The organism is Actinomadura sp. NPDC000929 (assembly GCF_040492065.1).
In the GTDB taxonomy this organism is placed as follows: domain Bacteria; phylum Actinomycetota; class Actinomycetes; order Streptosporangiales; family Streptosporangiaceae; genus Spirillospora; species Spirillospora verrucosospora.
Window position 1 is genome coordinate 1 of the sequence record NZ_JBEUPA010000177.1, and the last position, 15,283, is coordinate 15,283.

Below are 15,283 nucleotides of genomic sequence, written 5' to 3' on the forward strand. Positions count from 1 at the left end.
TACCACTGGGCCCTCGTTCACCCCTCCGGCGCGGGTTGGGGCCGCGGCGCCCCCCCCCCCCCCGCCGGGCCCCCCCCCGCGCCGCCCGCGGCGGACGGCTCGGACCCGGCGGCGTACCTGCCCAAGCGCCGCCGCGGCGCCACCCTCACCGACATGGTGGAGCCGCAGGCGGCCCCGCCTCCCCTCCCCCGCGACCCCGGGGCGCGGTTCGCCGCGTTCCGCGCGTCCACCTCGGGGAGCCACCGAACGACCGGCGGCGCCGAGACCGGCGCCGACCAGGAGGACCCGGTAACCGGAGTCCCCGATCAGTAGGGCGCATGGCCCGGCGCGCCGTCCCGCGGACGGCCGCCGGCCGACCGGTCCCGGCGGCCTCGTCCGGACCGCAGGATCGACAGATAGGAGGCAGGGGCCCGCGTCTGCGGCGGACGCAGCCCCGTGATCTCGATGAGCACCGATGAGCGCCGACTCGACTGGCTTCTGACGTCCCTCGCGGAACGGACGCCCGGCGTCCAGCACGTCCTGGTGCTGTCCAGGGACGGTCTGAAGATCTGCCACACGCCCGGCCTCGACGACGACCGGGCCGACCAGCTCGCGGCCATCGCCTCGGGCATCCAGAGCCTGTCCATGACCGCCTCCCACGAGTTCGGCCGGGGCGTCGGCGCCGGCCAGTCGATGGTGGAGTTCGCGGGCGGGCTGCTGCTGATCATCCCGGCGGGCGAGGGGGCGCACCTGGCCGTCGTGGCCCGCGACGACGCCGACGTCGGCCTGGTCGGGCACAACATGAACGAACTGGTGGAGCAGATCGGCGGCTACCTGACCGCGGCTCCGCGCACCTCCGTTTCGAGATGAAACCGCGCCCCCTGGACCTCGACGATCCGGACCGGCTCTACACCGTGACCGGTGGCCGCAGCCGGGCCGGGGACGCGGACCTCGATCTCGTCACGCTGGTCGTCGCGGAGAACGACCCGGCGCCGGGCATGCAGTCCGAGCACGTCGCGATCCTGCGGCTGTGCCGGAACGAGCCGGTGGCCGTGGTCGAGCTGTCCTCCCATCTGCGGCTGCCGGTGAGCGTCGTGAAGATCCTTCTGCTCGACCTGCGCGACACCGGCCACATCACCGTCCGCCATCCGACCTCGGCCACCGCGACCACCCACCTGGCCGACCTGGACACCCTGAAGGAGGTGCTCGATGGACTCAAAGCCCTCTGACCGCGCACCGGAGCCCGCGACCGCGCCCGCGGGCGGCGTCCCGCTGCGCAGCAGCGTCCGGGACGCGCTGAAGATCGTGATCGTGGGCGGGTTCGGCGTAGGGAAGACCACCATGGTCGGCTCGATCTCCGAGATCCGCCCGCTGAGCACCGAGGAGGTCATGACGAAGGCCGGCGTCGGCATCGACGACCCGAGCGCCGTCGCCGACAAACGGACCACCACGGTCGCCTTCGACTTCGGCCGGATCTCCCTGGACGCCCACCGCGTGCTCTACCTGTTCGGCGCCCCCGGCCAGCAGCGGTTCTGGTTCATCTGGGACCAGCTGTTCTCGGGCAGCCTCGGCGCGGTGGTGCTGGTGGACACGCGCCGCCTGGAGGAGTCCTTCTACCCGCTCGACCGGCTGGAGCACCACAAGATGCCGTTCGTGGTGGCGGTCAACCGGTTCGAGGGCCCCGAGCCGCGGCCCTCGCTGGACCTGGTCCGCGACGCGCTGTCGCTCCCCGCGGACGTCCCCCTGGTCGACTGCGACGCCCGGCAGCGCGAATCCTCCAAGAGCGTGCTGATCACACTCGTCCGGCACCTCACCACCCTCCACGATCCCGCCACGCTCCAGGAGGCCGCGCAGTGACCGACGAGACCGTCCGGCCGCCCGCCGACGAGAACGCCGTCCGCCTGTACGGGGAGGAGTTCGACCAGCGGCCGAAGGACTTCTTCGAGCGGATGCGGCGCGAGCACGGCCCCGTGGTGCCCGTCCTGCTCGAAGGCGACGTCCCCGCCTGGTACGTGATCGGGTACCGGGAGGTCAACCACGTCACCGGCAACCCCGGGCTGTTCGCCCGCGACACCCGCCGGTGGAACGCCTGGGACATGGTCCCCGAGAACTGGTCGCTGCTGCCGTTCGTCGGCTGGAACCCCTCGGTGATGCTCGCCGAGGGCGAGGAGCACCACCGGCGCAGCGCGGCGATCAGCGACGCGCTGGACGCCGTCGACCGCACCGAGCTGGCGGGCATCAGCGAGCGCGTCGCCGACCACCTGATCGACGAGTTCGCCGGGGACGGCGAGGCCGACCTCGGCACCCAGTTCGCCGACCGGCTCCCCCCGATGGTGATGGTCGGGATCTTCGGCGTCCCCGACGCCGAGGTGCCGGACATGATCCGCGACATCCAGGCCGTGGCGGGCTCCGACGAGACCGCCGTCGCGGCCTACCAGCGGCTCCAGGAGACCATGCGCCGGCTGGCCGAGACCCGCAGGGCGCACCCCGGCCCGGACGTCACCTCCCGCCTCCTCCAGCACCCCGCCGGCTACACCGTCGACGAGCTGATCAGCGACCTGATCCCCATGCTCAGCGCCGGGACGCTGCCCACCGGCCACTGGATCGGCAACACGCTGCGGCTGATGCTGGTGGACGACCAGTTCGCCGTGACCCTCCAGGGCGGCCGCGGCAGCGTCACGCAGGCCCTCAACCAGGTGCTGTGGGAGGACACGCCGTCCCAGAACAACATCGGCCGCTTCGCCGTGCGCTCCTGCGAGCTGGCCGGCCGCAAGATCCGTCCGGGCGACATGCTGATCCTCGGCTGGGCCGCGGCGAACGCCGACCCCCAGGTCCAGCCGCCCGCGCAGGGCGCCGGCGCGGGCAACCGCGCCCACCTGTCGTTCGGCCACGGCGACCACGGATGCCCCTACCCCGCTCCTGAACTGGCCGAGGTCGTCGCCAGGACCGCGGTCGAGGTCCTGCTCGACCGCCTGCCCGACATCGAACTCGCCGTCAAACCGGACGAACTCCTGTGGCTCCCGTCCTTCTGGGTCCGCCGCCTCGCCGCCCTCCCCGTCAAATTCACCCCCACCCTGTCCCCCCACTGACCCCACGGTCGCCGTCCGCCGGGGTGAGCGTCCCGGCCTGAACACAGGAGGGGCCTCGCCCGGGAACATACCTATGGGTATGGTTCCGTACCATGGAGTATGGAGACGGGATCGTGCGCCGCGTGCGGGACCTCGCGCCGACGTTCGCCGAACGCGCGCCGGCCGCCGAGCGGGCGCGGCGGCTGCCCGACGAGACCATCGCCGACCTGGCCGCGACCGGGCTCTTCGAGATGCTGGTGCCGAAGCGGTTCGGCGGGGCCGAGCGCGGGTTCGAGGAGATGGCGGCGGCGTGCCGGGAGGCGGGCGCCGGATGCGCCTCGACCGGGTGGCTGTCGGTCATCTACACGCTGCACAACTGGATGGTCGGGCTCTTCCCGGAGCGGGCGCAGGCCGAGGTCTGGGCGGACCGGCCATACGCGCTGATCCCGTGCGTCCTCGCGCCGACCGGGACGGCGGCCCCCGCGGACGGCGGGCACCGGGTCACCGGGCGCTGGTCGTGGGGCAGCGGGGTGATGCACGCCGGGCACGTCATGGTCATGGCGCTGGTCACCGCGGGCGACGCGATCGAGCCGCGGCTGTTCCTGCTGCCGCGCGAGGAGGTGGCCGTCCACGACGTCTGGCACACCAGCGGGATGCGGGGCACCGGCAGCAACGACATCGAGGTGGCGGACGTGTTCGTCCCGGAGCACCGGTCGGCGCCGCTCGCCGCCCTGGCGGAGGGGCGCTCGCCCGGGTCCCTCGTCCACTCCGGGGCGCTCTACCGGACGCCGCTCGTCCCCGTGTTCGCGCTGACCGGCGCCGCGCCCGTGCTCGGCGTGGCCGAGGGCGTGCTGGCCCGGTTCGCCGAGAGGACCCGGAGCCGGGTGACGGCCTACTCCGGCGAGCGGCAGCGCGAGACCACCGGCGCGCAGATCCGGCTCGCGTCGGCGACCGCGGACCTGGCCGCCGCCCGGCTGCTGCTGGAGGACGCGCTGCGCGGCGTCGTCCGCACCGTGGCGGAGGGGAACTGCGACCTGCGGTGTCGCGCCGGGGCCCGGCTGGCGGCCGCGCATGTCGCCGGGACCGCGCGGCGGGTCGTCAACGACCTGTGCTCGGCGGCCGGGGCGAGCGCGCAGTTCACCGGCTCGCCCTTCCAGCGGGCGCAGCGGGACGTGAATACGATCTCCGGGCACGTGGTGTTCGAACCGGACGCGGCGTACGCCCTCTACGGCAGGATCGAACTGGGCCTGGACCCCGGCCCGGTGACCCTGGTGTGACGGCGTCCGCGCGGCGGAGACGGGAGGTGTGATGACGGCCCGCACGAGGGCGGCGCGGCCCAGGGTGGCGCGGCGCGACTGGATCGAGGCCGCCTACGGGGAGCTGGCCCGCGCCGGCGAGCGCGGCGTGGCGATCACCACGCTGGCGGCCCGGCTCGGCGTCACCAAGGGCAGCTTCTACTGGCACTTCCGCGACCGCCCGGAGCTGATGCGGGCGCTGCTGGACCGGTGGGCGCACGAGCGGACCGACGAGGTCCTGGGGCTGGCGCTCGGCAGCACCGCCGATCCGCGCGAGCGGCTGCGCCGCATCCAGGCGCTCGGCCGCGAGGTCGCCCCGGTCGACCGGGCGATGCGGCTGTGGGCCCAGGACGAGCCCGCGGCGGAGGAGGCGGTGCGGCACGCCGACCGGGCGCTGCTCGGGCACATCGCCGCATGCCTGGAGGACCTGGGGTTCGACGAGGAGGAGGCGTTCCTGCGGGCGCAGCTGATGCTGCGGGTCTGGGCCGGCGGCTACCTCGTGCCGGGGACCGGCCCCGACCCCCGGGAACGCATGCTGGAAATCCTCCTCGCTCCCTAGTCCCGCTCCCGGCGGACGAAGCCGTGCCGCGCCAGCACCTCGGCGAACTCCCGCCCGGCCGGGGTGAGCTCCTTGCCGAGGCCCCGGCACGCGGTGCAGCGCTCCTCTTCCGGCTCGTCCGGGCGGGCCCTCATGTGATCGTCGATGGCGCGTTCCACGGCGGTCACGATGGCGGGCTCGGCGGCCGCGACGCGCTCGGGCGGGACGCCCGGGACGGGACGCCACTCGTGGGCGCGGCGGGCGGCCTGGGCGACCGCGATCAGCTCGCCGGCCCGGCGGTGCCAGGCGAGCCACTGCTCGTTCGGGGTGCTGCCCGTCCCCCCGCACACCGCGCAGTCGTCCTCCAGCGCCTCCAGCAGCCGCGACAGGAGCCCGGCGCTCGCCGCCCGGTCACCCATCCGGTCACCTCGCGCTGGCTTCACGAATCCCTGTCCGTTCACGGTCGCGTCGGCCGGGCCCCGCCGGGCCCACCCTCTCGTACGCGCCCCGGCGCCGCGGGGTTCGGATCCGCGCCGGTCGTCGCGGCGCGTCGGGCGCCTCGATGTCCGGAACCGGACACCGTCCACCGGTTCGCCGGGGCGGGTCGCGCGGCCGTCGGGCCCGTCGCGGACCGCCCCGTCGCCATCGGCCGGCACCCTCGCGCCGCCGGGCGTTTCCGCCCGCCGCCGCAGGCCGCACCGGACGCGGCCGTGCATCGCGCCGGTCCGAGCCTCTATCGTGGTACCGCCCGCGACCGTACCGCCCGGCCCAGACCGGGGGCGGCGCGGCGGGGCCACCGGGGGCGAGTGAGATGCCGCCGGCGGGGACTCCGTGCGAAAGGCTGGGGTGTGAGTCAGCGACGACCGCGGCCGTCAGGCGAAGAGCAGGCGGGAGCAGGACACGGCGCCGTCCCGGACGACGTCGCCGTCGCCGTGGAACGCGTGCTGAGCTCGACGGCGCTGCTCTGGAACCGCGCCGACCAGGGCCTCGAACCCGCCATCTCGCCGATCCAGCTGCGCGCCGTCGAGGTGATCGCGCGGTTCGGCCGGCCGAACCTCGGCGGGCTCGCCGAGGAGCTCGGCGCGATCCCCTCGTCCACGAGCCGGCTCTGCGACCGGCTGGAGGCGGCCGGGCTGATCGCGCGGGAGACCGCCCGCGTCGACCGCCGCGAGATCGTGCTGCGGCTGACCGACCAGGGCGAACGCCTGCACGCCGAGCTGGTCCGGCGGCGCCGCGCGGCCGTGCGGGACGTCCTGGCGCAGATGTCGCCCGCCTCCCGCGGGCGGCTGCTCGACGCGCTCACCGAGTTCGGCCAGGCGAGCGAGCGGGGCGAGCGCGGCGGGAGGGGGATGCCCGGGTCCCGGACGGCTTGACCGCCCTCCGCCCGACCCGGCGCGAACCCCTTCTCCCGCGGCTCGATATCAAGTATTTGCCATACGGCAAACTCTTTGGCAGTCTTCCCCTGCGGTCCTGCGTCCGAGACGCGGCGGACCCGATGGCAGAGCCGCATTCCCGCGGTTGGACGGCCGGTCGAGGGGGGGCACGGCCGTTCCCGCGGTCCGGCGTCCCAGAACCGGACCGCGCGGGGGACGCGGCCGCGTCCGGCGCGTCGGCAGGCAGTGATGAGATGGGGTCGCAATGAGTACGCACGGCCGCCCGGCCAGGGATGAGCACGGCCGCCCGGCCAGGGATGAGCACGGCCGCCAGGCCGGGGTCGGGCAGGGACGCCCCGGCGGAGGCGGGGGAAGGCGCACGGCCAGGGTCGAGCGGGCGCTGCGCGCCGCCCCGGCGTACGCACTGCCCGAGGTGCTGGCCGCGACGCTCTCGCGGGAGTACCCCGCCGTCTCCACCGCCCGGCTCCTGGTCTGCGACTACCACTCGCGCGCCCTCATGCCGGTCGCGCCGCTTCTGGCCACGCCCCACCCGGACAGCTTGGCCCTGACCGTTCCGGACGCCGAGGTGGCGGCCGCCGAGGAGGCGGCCGAGGAGGGCGTCGAGGCGATCGGGATCCGGCAGAGCCCTGCCGGGCGGTCGTTCATCACCGGCCGCGTCCTCGCGTCCCCCGAGGGGGACGGTGACGAGGCCGCCGAGACCGTGACCTATCTACCGGTCCGCGCGCGCGGCGAGCGGATCGGCGTCCTGGAGCTCACTTCGTCCGGCCCCTGGAGCGCGGACGATGTCGGCGAGCTGGCCGAGATCGGCGAGCTGGTCGGCAGCGCGCTGAAGGTCGCGTGGAACCGGACCGACCGGTACGAGCGGGCCAGGAGGCGGCACCGCCTCACCCTCGCCGCGGAACTGCAGTGGCAGCTCCTGCCCGGCCACGCCCACGCGGACGACTCGTTCAGCCTGGCGGGCCATCTGGAGCCGGCCTACTCGATCGGCGGCGACAACTTCGACTGGTCCGTCGAGCACGACCATCTGGCGCTGACCGTGACCAACGGCTCGGGCACGGGCATCAACGCGGCCCTGCTGACGTCCCTGACCGTCGGCGCGCTGCGCAACGCCCGCCGGTCCGGCGCCGACCTCGGCGAGCAGGCGAGCCTGGCCAACGACATGGTGCACGTGCGGCACGGCGGCCGGGAGTTCACCGAGACCCTCGTCATGCGGATCGACCTCGCCGACGGGACCGTGCACGTCATCGACGCGGGGTCCCCGAGGATCCTGCTGCTGCGCGGCACCGAGGTGACGGCGGTGCCGCTGGAGCAGCAGATGCCGCTCGGCATGTTCCCCGACACCGAGTACCGGCCCCAGCGCTTCCCCCTCGAACCCGGCGACCGGCTCGTCATCGTCAGCGACGGCGTCTTCGCGGCGCGGGCCCCGTCCGGCGAGTACGGAACGCACGCGCTGGAGCAGGCCACCCGGCGGAGCCGGCTGCAGCCCGCGGCGGAGGTCCCGCTGACCGTGATCGACGAGCTCATCGAGTTCCACGAGGGCGCCGACCTGGCCGACGACGCCGTCGTGGTGTGCTTCGACTGGCACCGGCCGTCCGGCGGCTCCTCGCCGGACCCGCGCGGCGAGGCCGTGCGCGGCGGGTCCGCGATCTGACCGGGACCGCTCGCGGAGCGGCGGCCCGGGGGCAGTAACCTTCCGGTTACTTGACAGCGAGGAACCGGGAGAGCGCCGATGGGCGAACTGACCGCCGCGGAGACCGTCCGCGCCGCCGACAGGATCATTCACGGTGTCGGGTCGCGGTGGATGCTGTCGCGCAGGACGGCGGAGCACGGCAAGGAGCAGGGGTACGGCAATCCGTTCGCGTACTACTTCGCCGGGCGCGGCGGGGTGCTCGGCGACGTCGACGCCGACGTCGTCGCGGCGGCGCTCGGCTGGTTCGAGCCGGGGTTCGTCCGCCCCCAGTGGGAGGAGGGCGTCGCGGTCGCCGGGGCGCGCGAGGCGACGCGGCGGTACGCCCTCGGATGCGCGGCCTGGGGCGAGTCGCACCTGCCGGACGACCCGCGCCTGTGCGAGCTGGCCGAGCGGGTGGCGCGCGCCGCCGAGGGGTCGGGGCTGCCGCTATTCTGCGGCTGGCGCGCCGAACCGCTGCCGGACGGCTCCCGGGCCCGGCTCATGCAGCTGGTGCAGGTGCTGCGGGAGCTGCGCGGCGGGCTGCATCTCGTCGCGACGACCTCCGTCGGGCTCTCCCCGCTGGAGGCGATCCTGACCCAGGACGGGCCCGACACCGCGCGCTTCTTCGGCTGGCAGGGCGACCTCCCCGACTGCGCGGCGCTCAGGCCGCGCCGGGCGGAGGCCGAGGAGATCACCGACCGGCTGTCCGCCGCCGTCTACGAGCGGGCTCTGTCCCCGTCCGAGCGCGCCGAGTTCGCGGAGCGGATGGGCGCGGTCGGCGCGGCCGTCCTGCGCTGAGCGGTTCCGCGGAACACCCGGTGCACCGGTCGAAGGACGGCGCCCCGTTCACGCTCCGCGCACCCCCCGTGTTTCGCGGGACGGGCGGCGGGTAGGTCGGCGGCGGGCCGAGCCAAGAAGGGCGGTGGGACGTGGGCGTTCGCACATGGATCGAGTCGTGGCCCGTCTACCGCCAGTTCACCGGCGACGACCCCCTCGGGCGGGGAGCGGCGTCCAAGAGCGCCCGCACCGAGCGGATCAGGCCGCGGGTGAGCACCGCCGACGAGGTCGTGAAGTCCGTCTGCCCCTACTGCGCGGTCGGCTGCGGGCAGGACGTGTACGTCAAGGACGGCAAGGTCACCCAGATCGAGGGCGACCCCGACTCACCGGTCAGCCGCGGGCGGCTGTGCCCGAAGGGGTCGGCGAGCCTCCAGCTGACGACCGGGCCGGCCCGCGAGCACCGGGTGCTGTACCGACGCCCGCACGGCACCGGGTGGGAGCCGCTCGACCTCGACACGGCCATGGACATGATCGCCGACCGGGTGATCGAGGCCCGCCGGCACGGCTGGCAGTGGGAGCAGGACGACGTGCGGGTGCGGCGGACGCTGGGCTTCGCGAGCCTCGGCGGCGCCACGCTCGACAACGAGGAGAACTACCTGATCAAGAAGCTGTTCACCGCGCTCGGCGCGGTGCAGATCGAGAATCAGGCCCGCATTTGACACTCCTCCACCGTCCCCGGTCTGGGGACCTCGTTCGGACGCGGCGGCGCGACCACCTTCCAGCAGGACCTGCAGCACGCGGACTGCATCGTCATCCAGGGCTCGAACATGGCCGAGTGCCATCCGGTCGGGTTCCAGTGGGTGATGGAGGCGAAGGCGCGCGGGGCGAAGCTGATCCACGTGGACCCGCGGTTCACGCGGACGAGCGCACTCACCGACGCGCACGTCCCGCTGCGCGCGGGAAGTGACATCGCGTTCCTCGGCGGGATCATCAACTACGTCCTGCGGAACGAGAAGTACTTCCGCGACTACGTCGTCCCCTACACCAACGCGTCGGTGATCCTCACCGAGGAGTTCCGCGACACCGAGGACCTGGACGGCGTGTTCTCCGGCCTGGACCCGGAGAAGCGCGGCTACGACCACCGGACGTGGCAGTACGAGGGCATGGAGGTCCAGGCCGCCTCCGGCGAGCGCGACATGGAGTACGAGGACCGCGTCGGGCCTGTCGAGGAGGCGGCGCGCGGCGAGGCGCACGGTTCGGGCGGCGCGGCGATCGGCGTGGGCGACCCGGAGCGGGACCCGACGCTGGAGCATCCGCGGTGCGTGTTCCAGGTGCTGAAGCGGCACTACGCGCGGTACACGCCGGAGATGGTCGAGCGGATCTGCGGCGTCCCCCGCGACCAGCTCCTCAAGGTCTGCGAGATGGTCACCGAGAACTCCGGCCGCGACCGGACGACCGCGTTCGCGTACGCGGTGGGCTGGACGCAGCACACGGTCGGGGTCCAGTACATCCGCGCGGCGTCGGTGCTGCAGGGGCTGCTCGGCAACATCGGCCGCCCCGGCGGCGGCATCCTGGCGCTGCGCGGCCACGCGTCCATCCAGGGTTCGACGGACATCCCGACGCTGTTCAACCTGCTGCCCGGCTACATCCCGATGCCGCACGCCCACGGCAACGAGGACCTGGACACGTTCATCGAAGCGGAGGCGGCGCGCAAGGGCTTCTGGGGCGACATGCGCTCCTACATGGTCAGCCTGCTGAAGGCGTACTGGGGCGACGCGGCGACGGCCGACAACGACTACCGCTTCGACTACCTGCCGCGGCTGACCGGATCCCACAGCACCTATGAGACCTCCATGGCGCAGATCGACGGGGTGTGCAAGGGCTACTTCCTGATGGGCGAGAACCCGGCCGTCGGGTCGGCCAACGCCAAGATCCAGCGGCTCGGGATGGCCAACCTCGACTGGCTCGTCGTCCGCGACTTCTCGCTGATCGAGTCGGCGACGTGGTGGAAGGACGGCCCGGAGATCGAGTCGGGCGAGACGCGCACCGAGGACATCGGCACCGAGGTGTTCTTCCTGCCCGCCGCCGCGCACACCGAGAAGGACGGCAGCTTCACCAACACGCAGCGGATGCTCCAGTGGCACCACAAGGCCGTGGAGCCCGCCGGGGACACGCGCAGCGACCTGTGGTTCACCTACCACCTCGGCCGGATCATCCGGGAGAAGCTCGCCGGGTCCGCCGACGACATGGACCGGCCGGTCCTCGACCTCACGTGGGACTACCCGACCAGGGGCGATCTCGCGGAGCCGGACGCCGAGGCCGTGCTCGCCGAGATCAACGGCCGGGACGCGGACGGGAACCCGCTGTCGTCCTACACGCAGCTGAAGGACGACGGGTCCACCTCGTGCGGCTGCTGGATCTACTGCGGCTGCTTCGCCGACGGCGTCAACCAGACGGCGCGCCGCAAGCCCGGCAAGGACCAGAACTGGGTGGCCCCCGAGTGGGGCTGGGCGTGGCCGATGAACCGCCGCATCCTCTACAACCGGGCGTCCGCCGACCCGGACGGCAAGCCGTGGAGCGACCGCAAGGCGCTCATCTGGTGGGACGCCGAGGAGGGCAAGTGGACGGGCCACGACGTACCCGACTTCATCGCCGACCGCCCGCCCGACTACAAGCCCCCGCGCGACGCGACGGGTCCGGACGCGCTCGCCGGCAACGACCCGTTCATCATGCAGGCCGACGGCAAGGCGTGGCTGTACGCGCCCGCCGGCCTGACCGACGGCCCGCTTCCGACGCACTACGAGCCGCAGGACTCGCCGTTCCAGAACGCGCTGTACAAGCAGCAGCGCAACCCCGTCCGGCATTTGTCGCCGCCGCATCCCGACAACCGGTACGCGCCGAGCGGCACGGAGCCGGGGGCCGAGGTCTACCCGTACGTGGCGACGACGTACCGGCTCACCGAGCACCACACGGCGGGCGGCATGTCGCGCTGGCAGCCGTACCTGGCGGAGCTGCAACCGGAGTTCTTCTGCGAGGTCTCGCCGGAACTGGCGGCCGAGCGGCGCCTGGAGCACGGCGGGTGGGCGACGATCGTCAGCCCGCGCGCCGTCGTGGAGGCGCGGGTCCTGGTGACCGAGCGCATGTCGCCGCTGACCGTGGACGGCCGCAAGCTCCACCAGGTCGGACTGCCCTACCACTGGGGCCCGAACGGCTACAGCCGCGGCGACGCGGCCAACGAGCTGCTGCACCTGTCCCTGGACCCGAACACCCACATCCAGGAGGCGAAGGCGCTGTCGGTCGACATCCGCCCGGGCCGCCGCCCGCGCGGCCCCGCCGCCCCCGCCCTGGTCCGCGAGTACCAGCGACGAGCCGGCATCACCGACCAAACCGGAACCGAGTTGTAGGGCCTTTCTCTCCTCCTTCGGGCCTGGCGGCCCTCCATCGTCGAGAAACGCGGGCGATCGCCGGCATCGCTCCGACTCGCCCAGAGGCTCGCTGCGCGATCAGGTTCTCGCGAGCTCGAACCTGCCTTCGGACGCGATCGCGACCATCCCGGTCGTCGCGGGGTCTCGGAACCCGGGCTTCAGCGGACGATCAGGGGGTGGTCGGCTGCGGGGATGAGTTCGCCTATGACGGGGGCGCCGGGGATCTCGCCTGCGAGCAGGAGGCCGCCGGAGGTCTGGGCGTCGGCGAGCAGCAGGCGGTCGTCCTCGCCAACGGCGCCGAAGTCGGTGTGCGGGGCCACCCATTCGAAGTTGCGGCGGGTGCCGCCGCTGACGTACCCGTCGCGCAGGGACGCGCGGGCGCCGTCGAGGTAGGGGACGGCGGCGGCGTCGACCACGGCGGTCACGCCGGACGCGCGGGCCATCTTGTAGAGGTGGCCGAGCAGCCCGAAGCCGGTCACGTCGGTGGCGCAGGCGATCCCGGCGTCCAGCGCGGCGGCGGACGCGTCGCGGTTCAGCGCGGCCATGGTCGCGACGGCGTGCGGGAAGACCTCGCCCGTCGCCTTGTGGCGGTTGTTCAGGACGCCGAGGCCGAGGGGCTTGGTGAGGCTGAGCGGCGTGCCCGGCTTGCCGGTGTCGTTGCGCAGGAGGCGGGCGGGGTCGGCGACCCCGGTGACGGCCATGCCGTACTTGGGCTCGGGGTCGTCGACGCTGTGGCCGCCGCCGACGTGGCAGCCCGCCTCGGCGGCGACGTCGAGGCCGCCGCGCAGGACCTCGCGCGCCAGGTCGAACGGCAGGACGTCGCGGGGCCAGGCGAGCAGGTTCACCGCCACGACGGGACTGCCGCCGATCGCGTAGACGTCGGACAGGGCGTTGGCGGCGGCGATGCGCCCCCAGTCGTAGGGATCGTCGACGACGGGCGTGAAGAAGTCGGCGGTGGCGACGGCGGCGAGGCCGTCGCGGAGCCGGACCACGGCCGCGTCGTCGCCGGTGTCCAGGCCGACGAGCAGGTCGGCGTTGGGCGAGGCGGGCGCGGCGCCGAGGCCGGCGACGACCTCTTCGAGCTCGCCGGGCGGGATCTTGCAGGCGCAGCCGCCGCCGTGCGCGTACTGCGTGAGCCGTTTCTGGGTGGCGTCGGTCATGACTGCCTTCCGGTGCAGCGGCGGCGGAGGTCGTCGACCCGGACCGTGTAGCCGCGGTCGTCCAGGTACTCCAGGAGCGGGACGGCGACGCGGCGGGTGGTGCCGAGCGCGCGGCGCGCCTCGCTCAGCGTGAACGGGCCGCCGAGCCCGGCGAGCAGTCCGGCGGCGCGGGCGTCGTCGCCGGGCAGCAGGACGACGCCGTCGGCCACCTTGAGCAGCGCGCCGGTCGCGGCGGCGACGGCGAGCAGCTTCGGCGTGAGGCCGAGTTCGGCGAGCCGGTTCGCGTCCGGCGCCTGGAACGGGGCCGCGGCCAGGTCGCGGCGGACGGCGTCGACGGCCTCGCGCACGGGCGGCGGCAGCTCGGGCGCGGTCGTCCGGCCGTAGATCCTGCCGTCGCGCCGCAGGAGGCCCCCGGCGAGCGCGTCGACGAGGACGCGGTCGGGGAGGCCGAGAGCGCGGCGCGCGGCGTCGGCCGGGAGGCCGGGGTCGGTGGGGTTCGCCGCGGCGTGCTCCTCGACGGCCGACGCGAGGCGCCCGCGCAGGTCCGTCCAGAGCGCGGGGTCGGCGAGCCACTCCCCCGCCACCGGCTCGAAGGGGACGGGCACTCCCATCGCGACCAGGTCCGACCGCCTGATCAGGCCCCGGCGGCGGACCTCCTCGGCGCCGTCCGGGCGCCCGGTCATGGCGGCGAGCACCCGGGCCCGCGCGGCCGCCGCGCCGCGCCGCGCGAACGGCTCGGGGCGGACGTCCAGGACCGTCACGCCCGCCGGGACGCGGTGCCGCCCGGGGTCGCGCAGCAGGGCGACGTCCCCGACGCGCAGCGGCAGCGGGCGGCGCAGCGACAGCCGCGCCGTGTCGTCCCCCAGCGGGCGGACGTGGACCGGGACCGCCGCCGTCCCCGCGTGCAGCGTCAGCTCGCGCGGCAGGTCGGACGCGGCGTCGCCGCGCAGCCGGACGTCGACGACGTCGGCGGCGAGCCAGCGCCCGGGGGTGAGCAGGGCGCCGCCCCGGCCGAGGTCTCCCGCGTCGCCGTGCAGGTTGACGGCGACGCGGGCGACGGCGCCGACCTCTTCGCGGTCCTCCTTGAGGCTCTGGAGCCCCCGCACGCGCAGGAGGGCGTCGCCGGCGGCGAGGCGGTCGCCGACGCTGATCGTTCCCGCGCCGAGCGTGCCGGTCACGACCGTGCCCCTGCCGCGGACGGTGAAGACCCGGTCGATCCAGAGGCGGACGTCGGCGTCCCGCTCGGGTTCCGGGAGGGAGCGGGTGAGCCGTTCCAGGGCCGCCCGCAGCTCGTCGAGGCCGTCGCCCGTGGCGCCGCTGACCGCGACCGCTTCGACCCGGCCGAGGGAGGTGGCCGCGAGGTGGGCGAGGGACTCCTCCCGCACCCGGTCCGCCGCCGCGGCGTCGGCGAGGTCGCGGCGCGTCACGACGAGGAGGCCGTGCCGGACGCCGAGCGCGTCGAGGACCGCCAGGTGCTCCTCGGACTGGCGCTGCCAGCCCTGGTCGGCGGCCACCACGAACACCACGGCCGGGACGGGCCCGACCCCGGCGAGCATCGTGGTGACGAGCCGCTCGTGCCCGGGGACGTCGACGAAGGCGATCCGGTCGCCGCCCGGCAGGGCCGTCCAGGCGAAGCCCAGCTCGATGGTGAGGCCGCGCCGCCGCTCCTCCTCCAGCCGGTCGGGCTCCATCCCGGTGAGGGCGCGGACGAGCGTGGACTTGCCGTGGTCGACGTGGCCGGCGGTGGCGACGACGTGCGTCATCGGGCCCCCTGGCGGGCCTGGGCCAGGACGGCCTCGGCGAGGGCGCCGTCCTGGTCGGGCGGCACGGACCGCAGGTCGAGCAGGCACCGGCCGTCCTCCACGCGGCCCATCACGGCGGGCGTCCCCCGCCGCAGCCGGGACGCGTAGTGCTCGGGCACCGAGACCGCCGCGCTCGGCAGGACGACGCCCGGCGCGCCGCCGCCGCCCACCGCCGC

13 protein-coding genes and 2 pseudogenes are annotated in these 15,283 nt (G+C 74.6%); 11 read left to right on the forward strand and 4 right to left on the reverse strand.

The features are described from left to right. The 7 genes and pseudogenes from ABWI04_RS37120 to ABWI04_RS37150 all read left to right on the forward strand — a co-directional run. Positions 1-312: pseudogene (locus ABWI04_RS37120) on the forward strand (hypothetical protein); the annotation flags it as partial. A gap of 132 nt (positions 313-444) precedes the next feature. After that, entirely contained in the window at positions 445-849 is a 405-nt protein-coding gene (locus ABWI04_RS37125) for a roadblock/LC7 domain-containing protein (RefSeq protein ID WP_345175650.1), read from the forward strand. After that, positions 846-1,208, forward strand: coding sequence for a DUF742 domain-containing protein (locus ABWI04_RS37130; protein ID WP_345175651.1), 363 nt, complete (start codon positions 846-848; stop codon positions 1,206-1,208). Before ABWI04_RS37125 ends, ABWI04_RS37130 begins: the two co-directional genes overlap by 4 nt. Then, a complete protein-coding gene (locus ABWI04_RS37135) occupies positions 1,189-1,836 on the forward strand; it encodes a GTP-binding protein (protein WP_345175653.1) in 648 nt (215 codons plus the stop codon). Before ABWI04_RS37130 ends, ABWI04_RS37135 begins: the two co-directional genes overlap by 20 nt. After that, entirely contained in the window at positions 1,833-3,068 is a 1,236-nt protein-coding gene (locus ABWI04_RS37140) for a cytochrome P450 (protein ID WP_353835310.1), read from the forward strand. Before ABWI04_RS37135 ends, ABWI04_RS37140 begins: the two co-directional genes overlap by 4 nt. A 92-nt stretch (positions 3,069-3,160) precedes the next feature. Further along, positions 3,161-4,324 (forward strand): acyl-CoA dehydrogenase family protein, encoded by a 1,164-nt coding sequence (locus ABWI04_RS37145; RefSeq protein WP_353835311.1) that lies wholly within the window; start codon positions 3,161-3,163, stop codon positions 4,322-4,324. Positions 4,325-4,355: 31 nt separating this feature from the next. Continuing rightward, complete coding sequence (locus tag ABWI04_RS37150) at positions 4,356-4,901, forward strand: TetR/AcrR family transcriptional regulator (protein ID WP_345175660.1); 546 nt, start codon at positions 4,356-4,358, stop codon at positions 4,899-4,901. Here the strand turns inward: ABWI04_RS37150 and ABWI04_RS37155 are convergent. Continuing rightward, on the reverse strand, positions 4,898-5,299 hold the full coding sequence (locus ABWI04_RS37155; protein WP_345175661.1) for a hypothetical protein: 402 nt from the start codon (positions 5,297-5,299) through the stop codon (positions 4,898-4,900). The two genes, ABWI04_RS37150 and ABWI04_RS37155, sit on opposite strands and share 4 nt — an antisense overlap. Positions 5,300-5,728: 429 nt before the next feature. Here ABWI04_RS37155 and ABWI04_RS37160 point away from each other — a divergent pair, with 429 nt between their 5' ends. From ABWI04_RS37160 to fdh, 4 genes are all read left to right on the forward strand, one after another. Continuing rightward, positions 5,729-6,253: a MarR family winged helix-turn-helix transcriptional regulator gene (locus ABWI04_RS37160; protein WP_345175664.1), complete on the forward strand. Its 525-nt coding sequence runs from the start codon at positions 5,729-5,731 to the stop codon at positions 6,251-6,253. Positions 6,254-6,518: 265 nt separating this feature from the next. Beyond that, a complete protein-coding gene (locus tag ABWI04_RS37165) occupies positions 6,519-7,925 on the forward strand; it encodes a PP2C family protein-serine/threonine phosphatase (protein ID WP_353835312.1) in 1,407 nt (468 codons plus the stop codon). 78 nt (positions 7,926-8,003) lie between these two features. Further along, the gene (locus tag ABWI04_RS37170; RefSeq protein WP_345175668.1) at positions 8,004-8,741 is read left to right on the forward strand and encodes an SCO6745 family protein; all 738 of its coding nucleotides are present in this window, start codon (positions 8,004-8,006) and stop codon (positions 8,739-8,741) included. Between the two features lie 131 nt (positions 8,742-8,872). Beyond that, on the forward strand, positions 8,873-12,124 hold the full coding sequence (gene fdh, locus ABWI04_RS37175) for a formate dehydrogenase (protein ID WP_353835313.1): 3,252 nt from the start codon (positions 8,873-8,875) through the stop codon (positions 12,122-12,124). 179 nt (positions 12,125-12,303) lie between these two features. Here the strand turns inward: fdh and selD are convergent, their stop codons facing one another. The 3 genes and pseudogenes from selD to ABWI04_RS37190 all read right to left on the reverse strand — a co-directional run. Further along, positions 12,304-13,305: a selenide, water dikinase SelD gene (selD, locus tag ABWI04_RS37180; RefSeq protein WP_353835314.1), complete on the reverse strand. Its 1,002-nt coding sequence runs from the start codon at positions 13,303-13,305 to the stop codon at positions 12,304-12,306. Next, on the reverse strand, positions 13,302-15,068 hold the full coding sequence (selB, locus tag ABWI04_RS37185; protein ID WP_353835315.1) for a selenocysteine-specific translation elongation factor: 1,767 nt from the start codon (positions 15,066-15,068) through the stop codon (positions 13,302-13,304). Before selB ends, selD begins: the two co-directional genes overlap by 4 nt. Continuing rightward, positions 15,065-15,283: pseudogene (locus ABWI04_RS37190) on the reverse strand (hypothetical protein); the annotation flags it as partial. The pseudogene ABWI04_RS37190 and the gene selB, both read right to left, overlap by 4 nt.

Excerpts from the sequence above, each read along its gene's own strand:
- ABWI04_RS37125 (WP_345175650.1), top strand. The coding sequence starts at position 445 with ATGAGCACCGATGAGCGCCGACTCGACTGGCTTCTGACGTCCCTCGCG.
- ABWI04_RS37130 (WP_345175651.1), top strand. The coding sequence starts at position 846 with ATGAAACCGCGCCCCCTGGACCTCGACGATCCGGACCGGCTCTACACC.
- ABWI04_RS37135 (WP_345175653.1), top strand. The coding sequence starts at position 1,189 with ATGGACTCAAAGCCCTCTGACCGCGCACCGGAGCCCGCGACCGCGCCC.
- ABWI04_RS37145 (WP_353835311.1), top strand. The coding sequence starts at position 3,161 with ATGGAGTATGGAGACGGGATCGTGCGCCGCGTGCGGGACCTCGCGCCG.
- ABWI04_RS37150 (WP_345175660.1), top strand. The coding sequence starts at position 4,356 with ATGACGGCCCGCACGAGGGCGGCGCGGCCCAGGGTGGCGCGGCGCGAC.
- ABWI04_RS37155 (WP_345175661.1), bottom strand. The coding sequence starts at position 5,299 with ATGGGTGACCGGGCGGCGAGCGCCGGGCTCCTGTCGCGGCTGCTGGAG.
- ABWI04_RS37165 (WP_353835312.1), top strand. The coding sequence starts at position 6,519 with ATGAGTACGCACGGCCGCCCGGCCAGGGATGAGCACGGCCGCCCGGCC.
- ABWI04_RS37170 (WP_345175668.1), top strand. The coding sequence starts at position 8,004 with ATGGGCGAACTGACCGCCGCGGAGACCGTCCGCGCCGCCGACAGGATC.
- selD (WP_353835314.1), bottom strand. The coding sequence starts at position 13,305 with ATGACCGACGCCACCCAGAAACGGCTCACGCAGTACGCGCACGGCGGC.
- selB (WP_353835315.1), bottom strand. The coding sequence starts at position 15,068 with ATGACGCACGTCGTCGCCACCGCCGGCCACGTCGACCACGGCAAGTCC.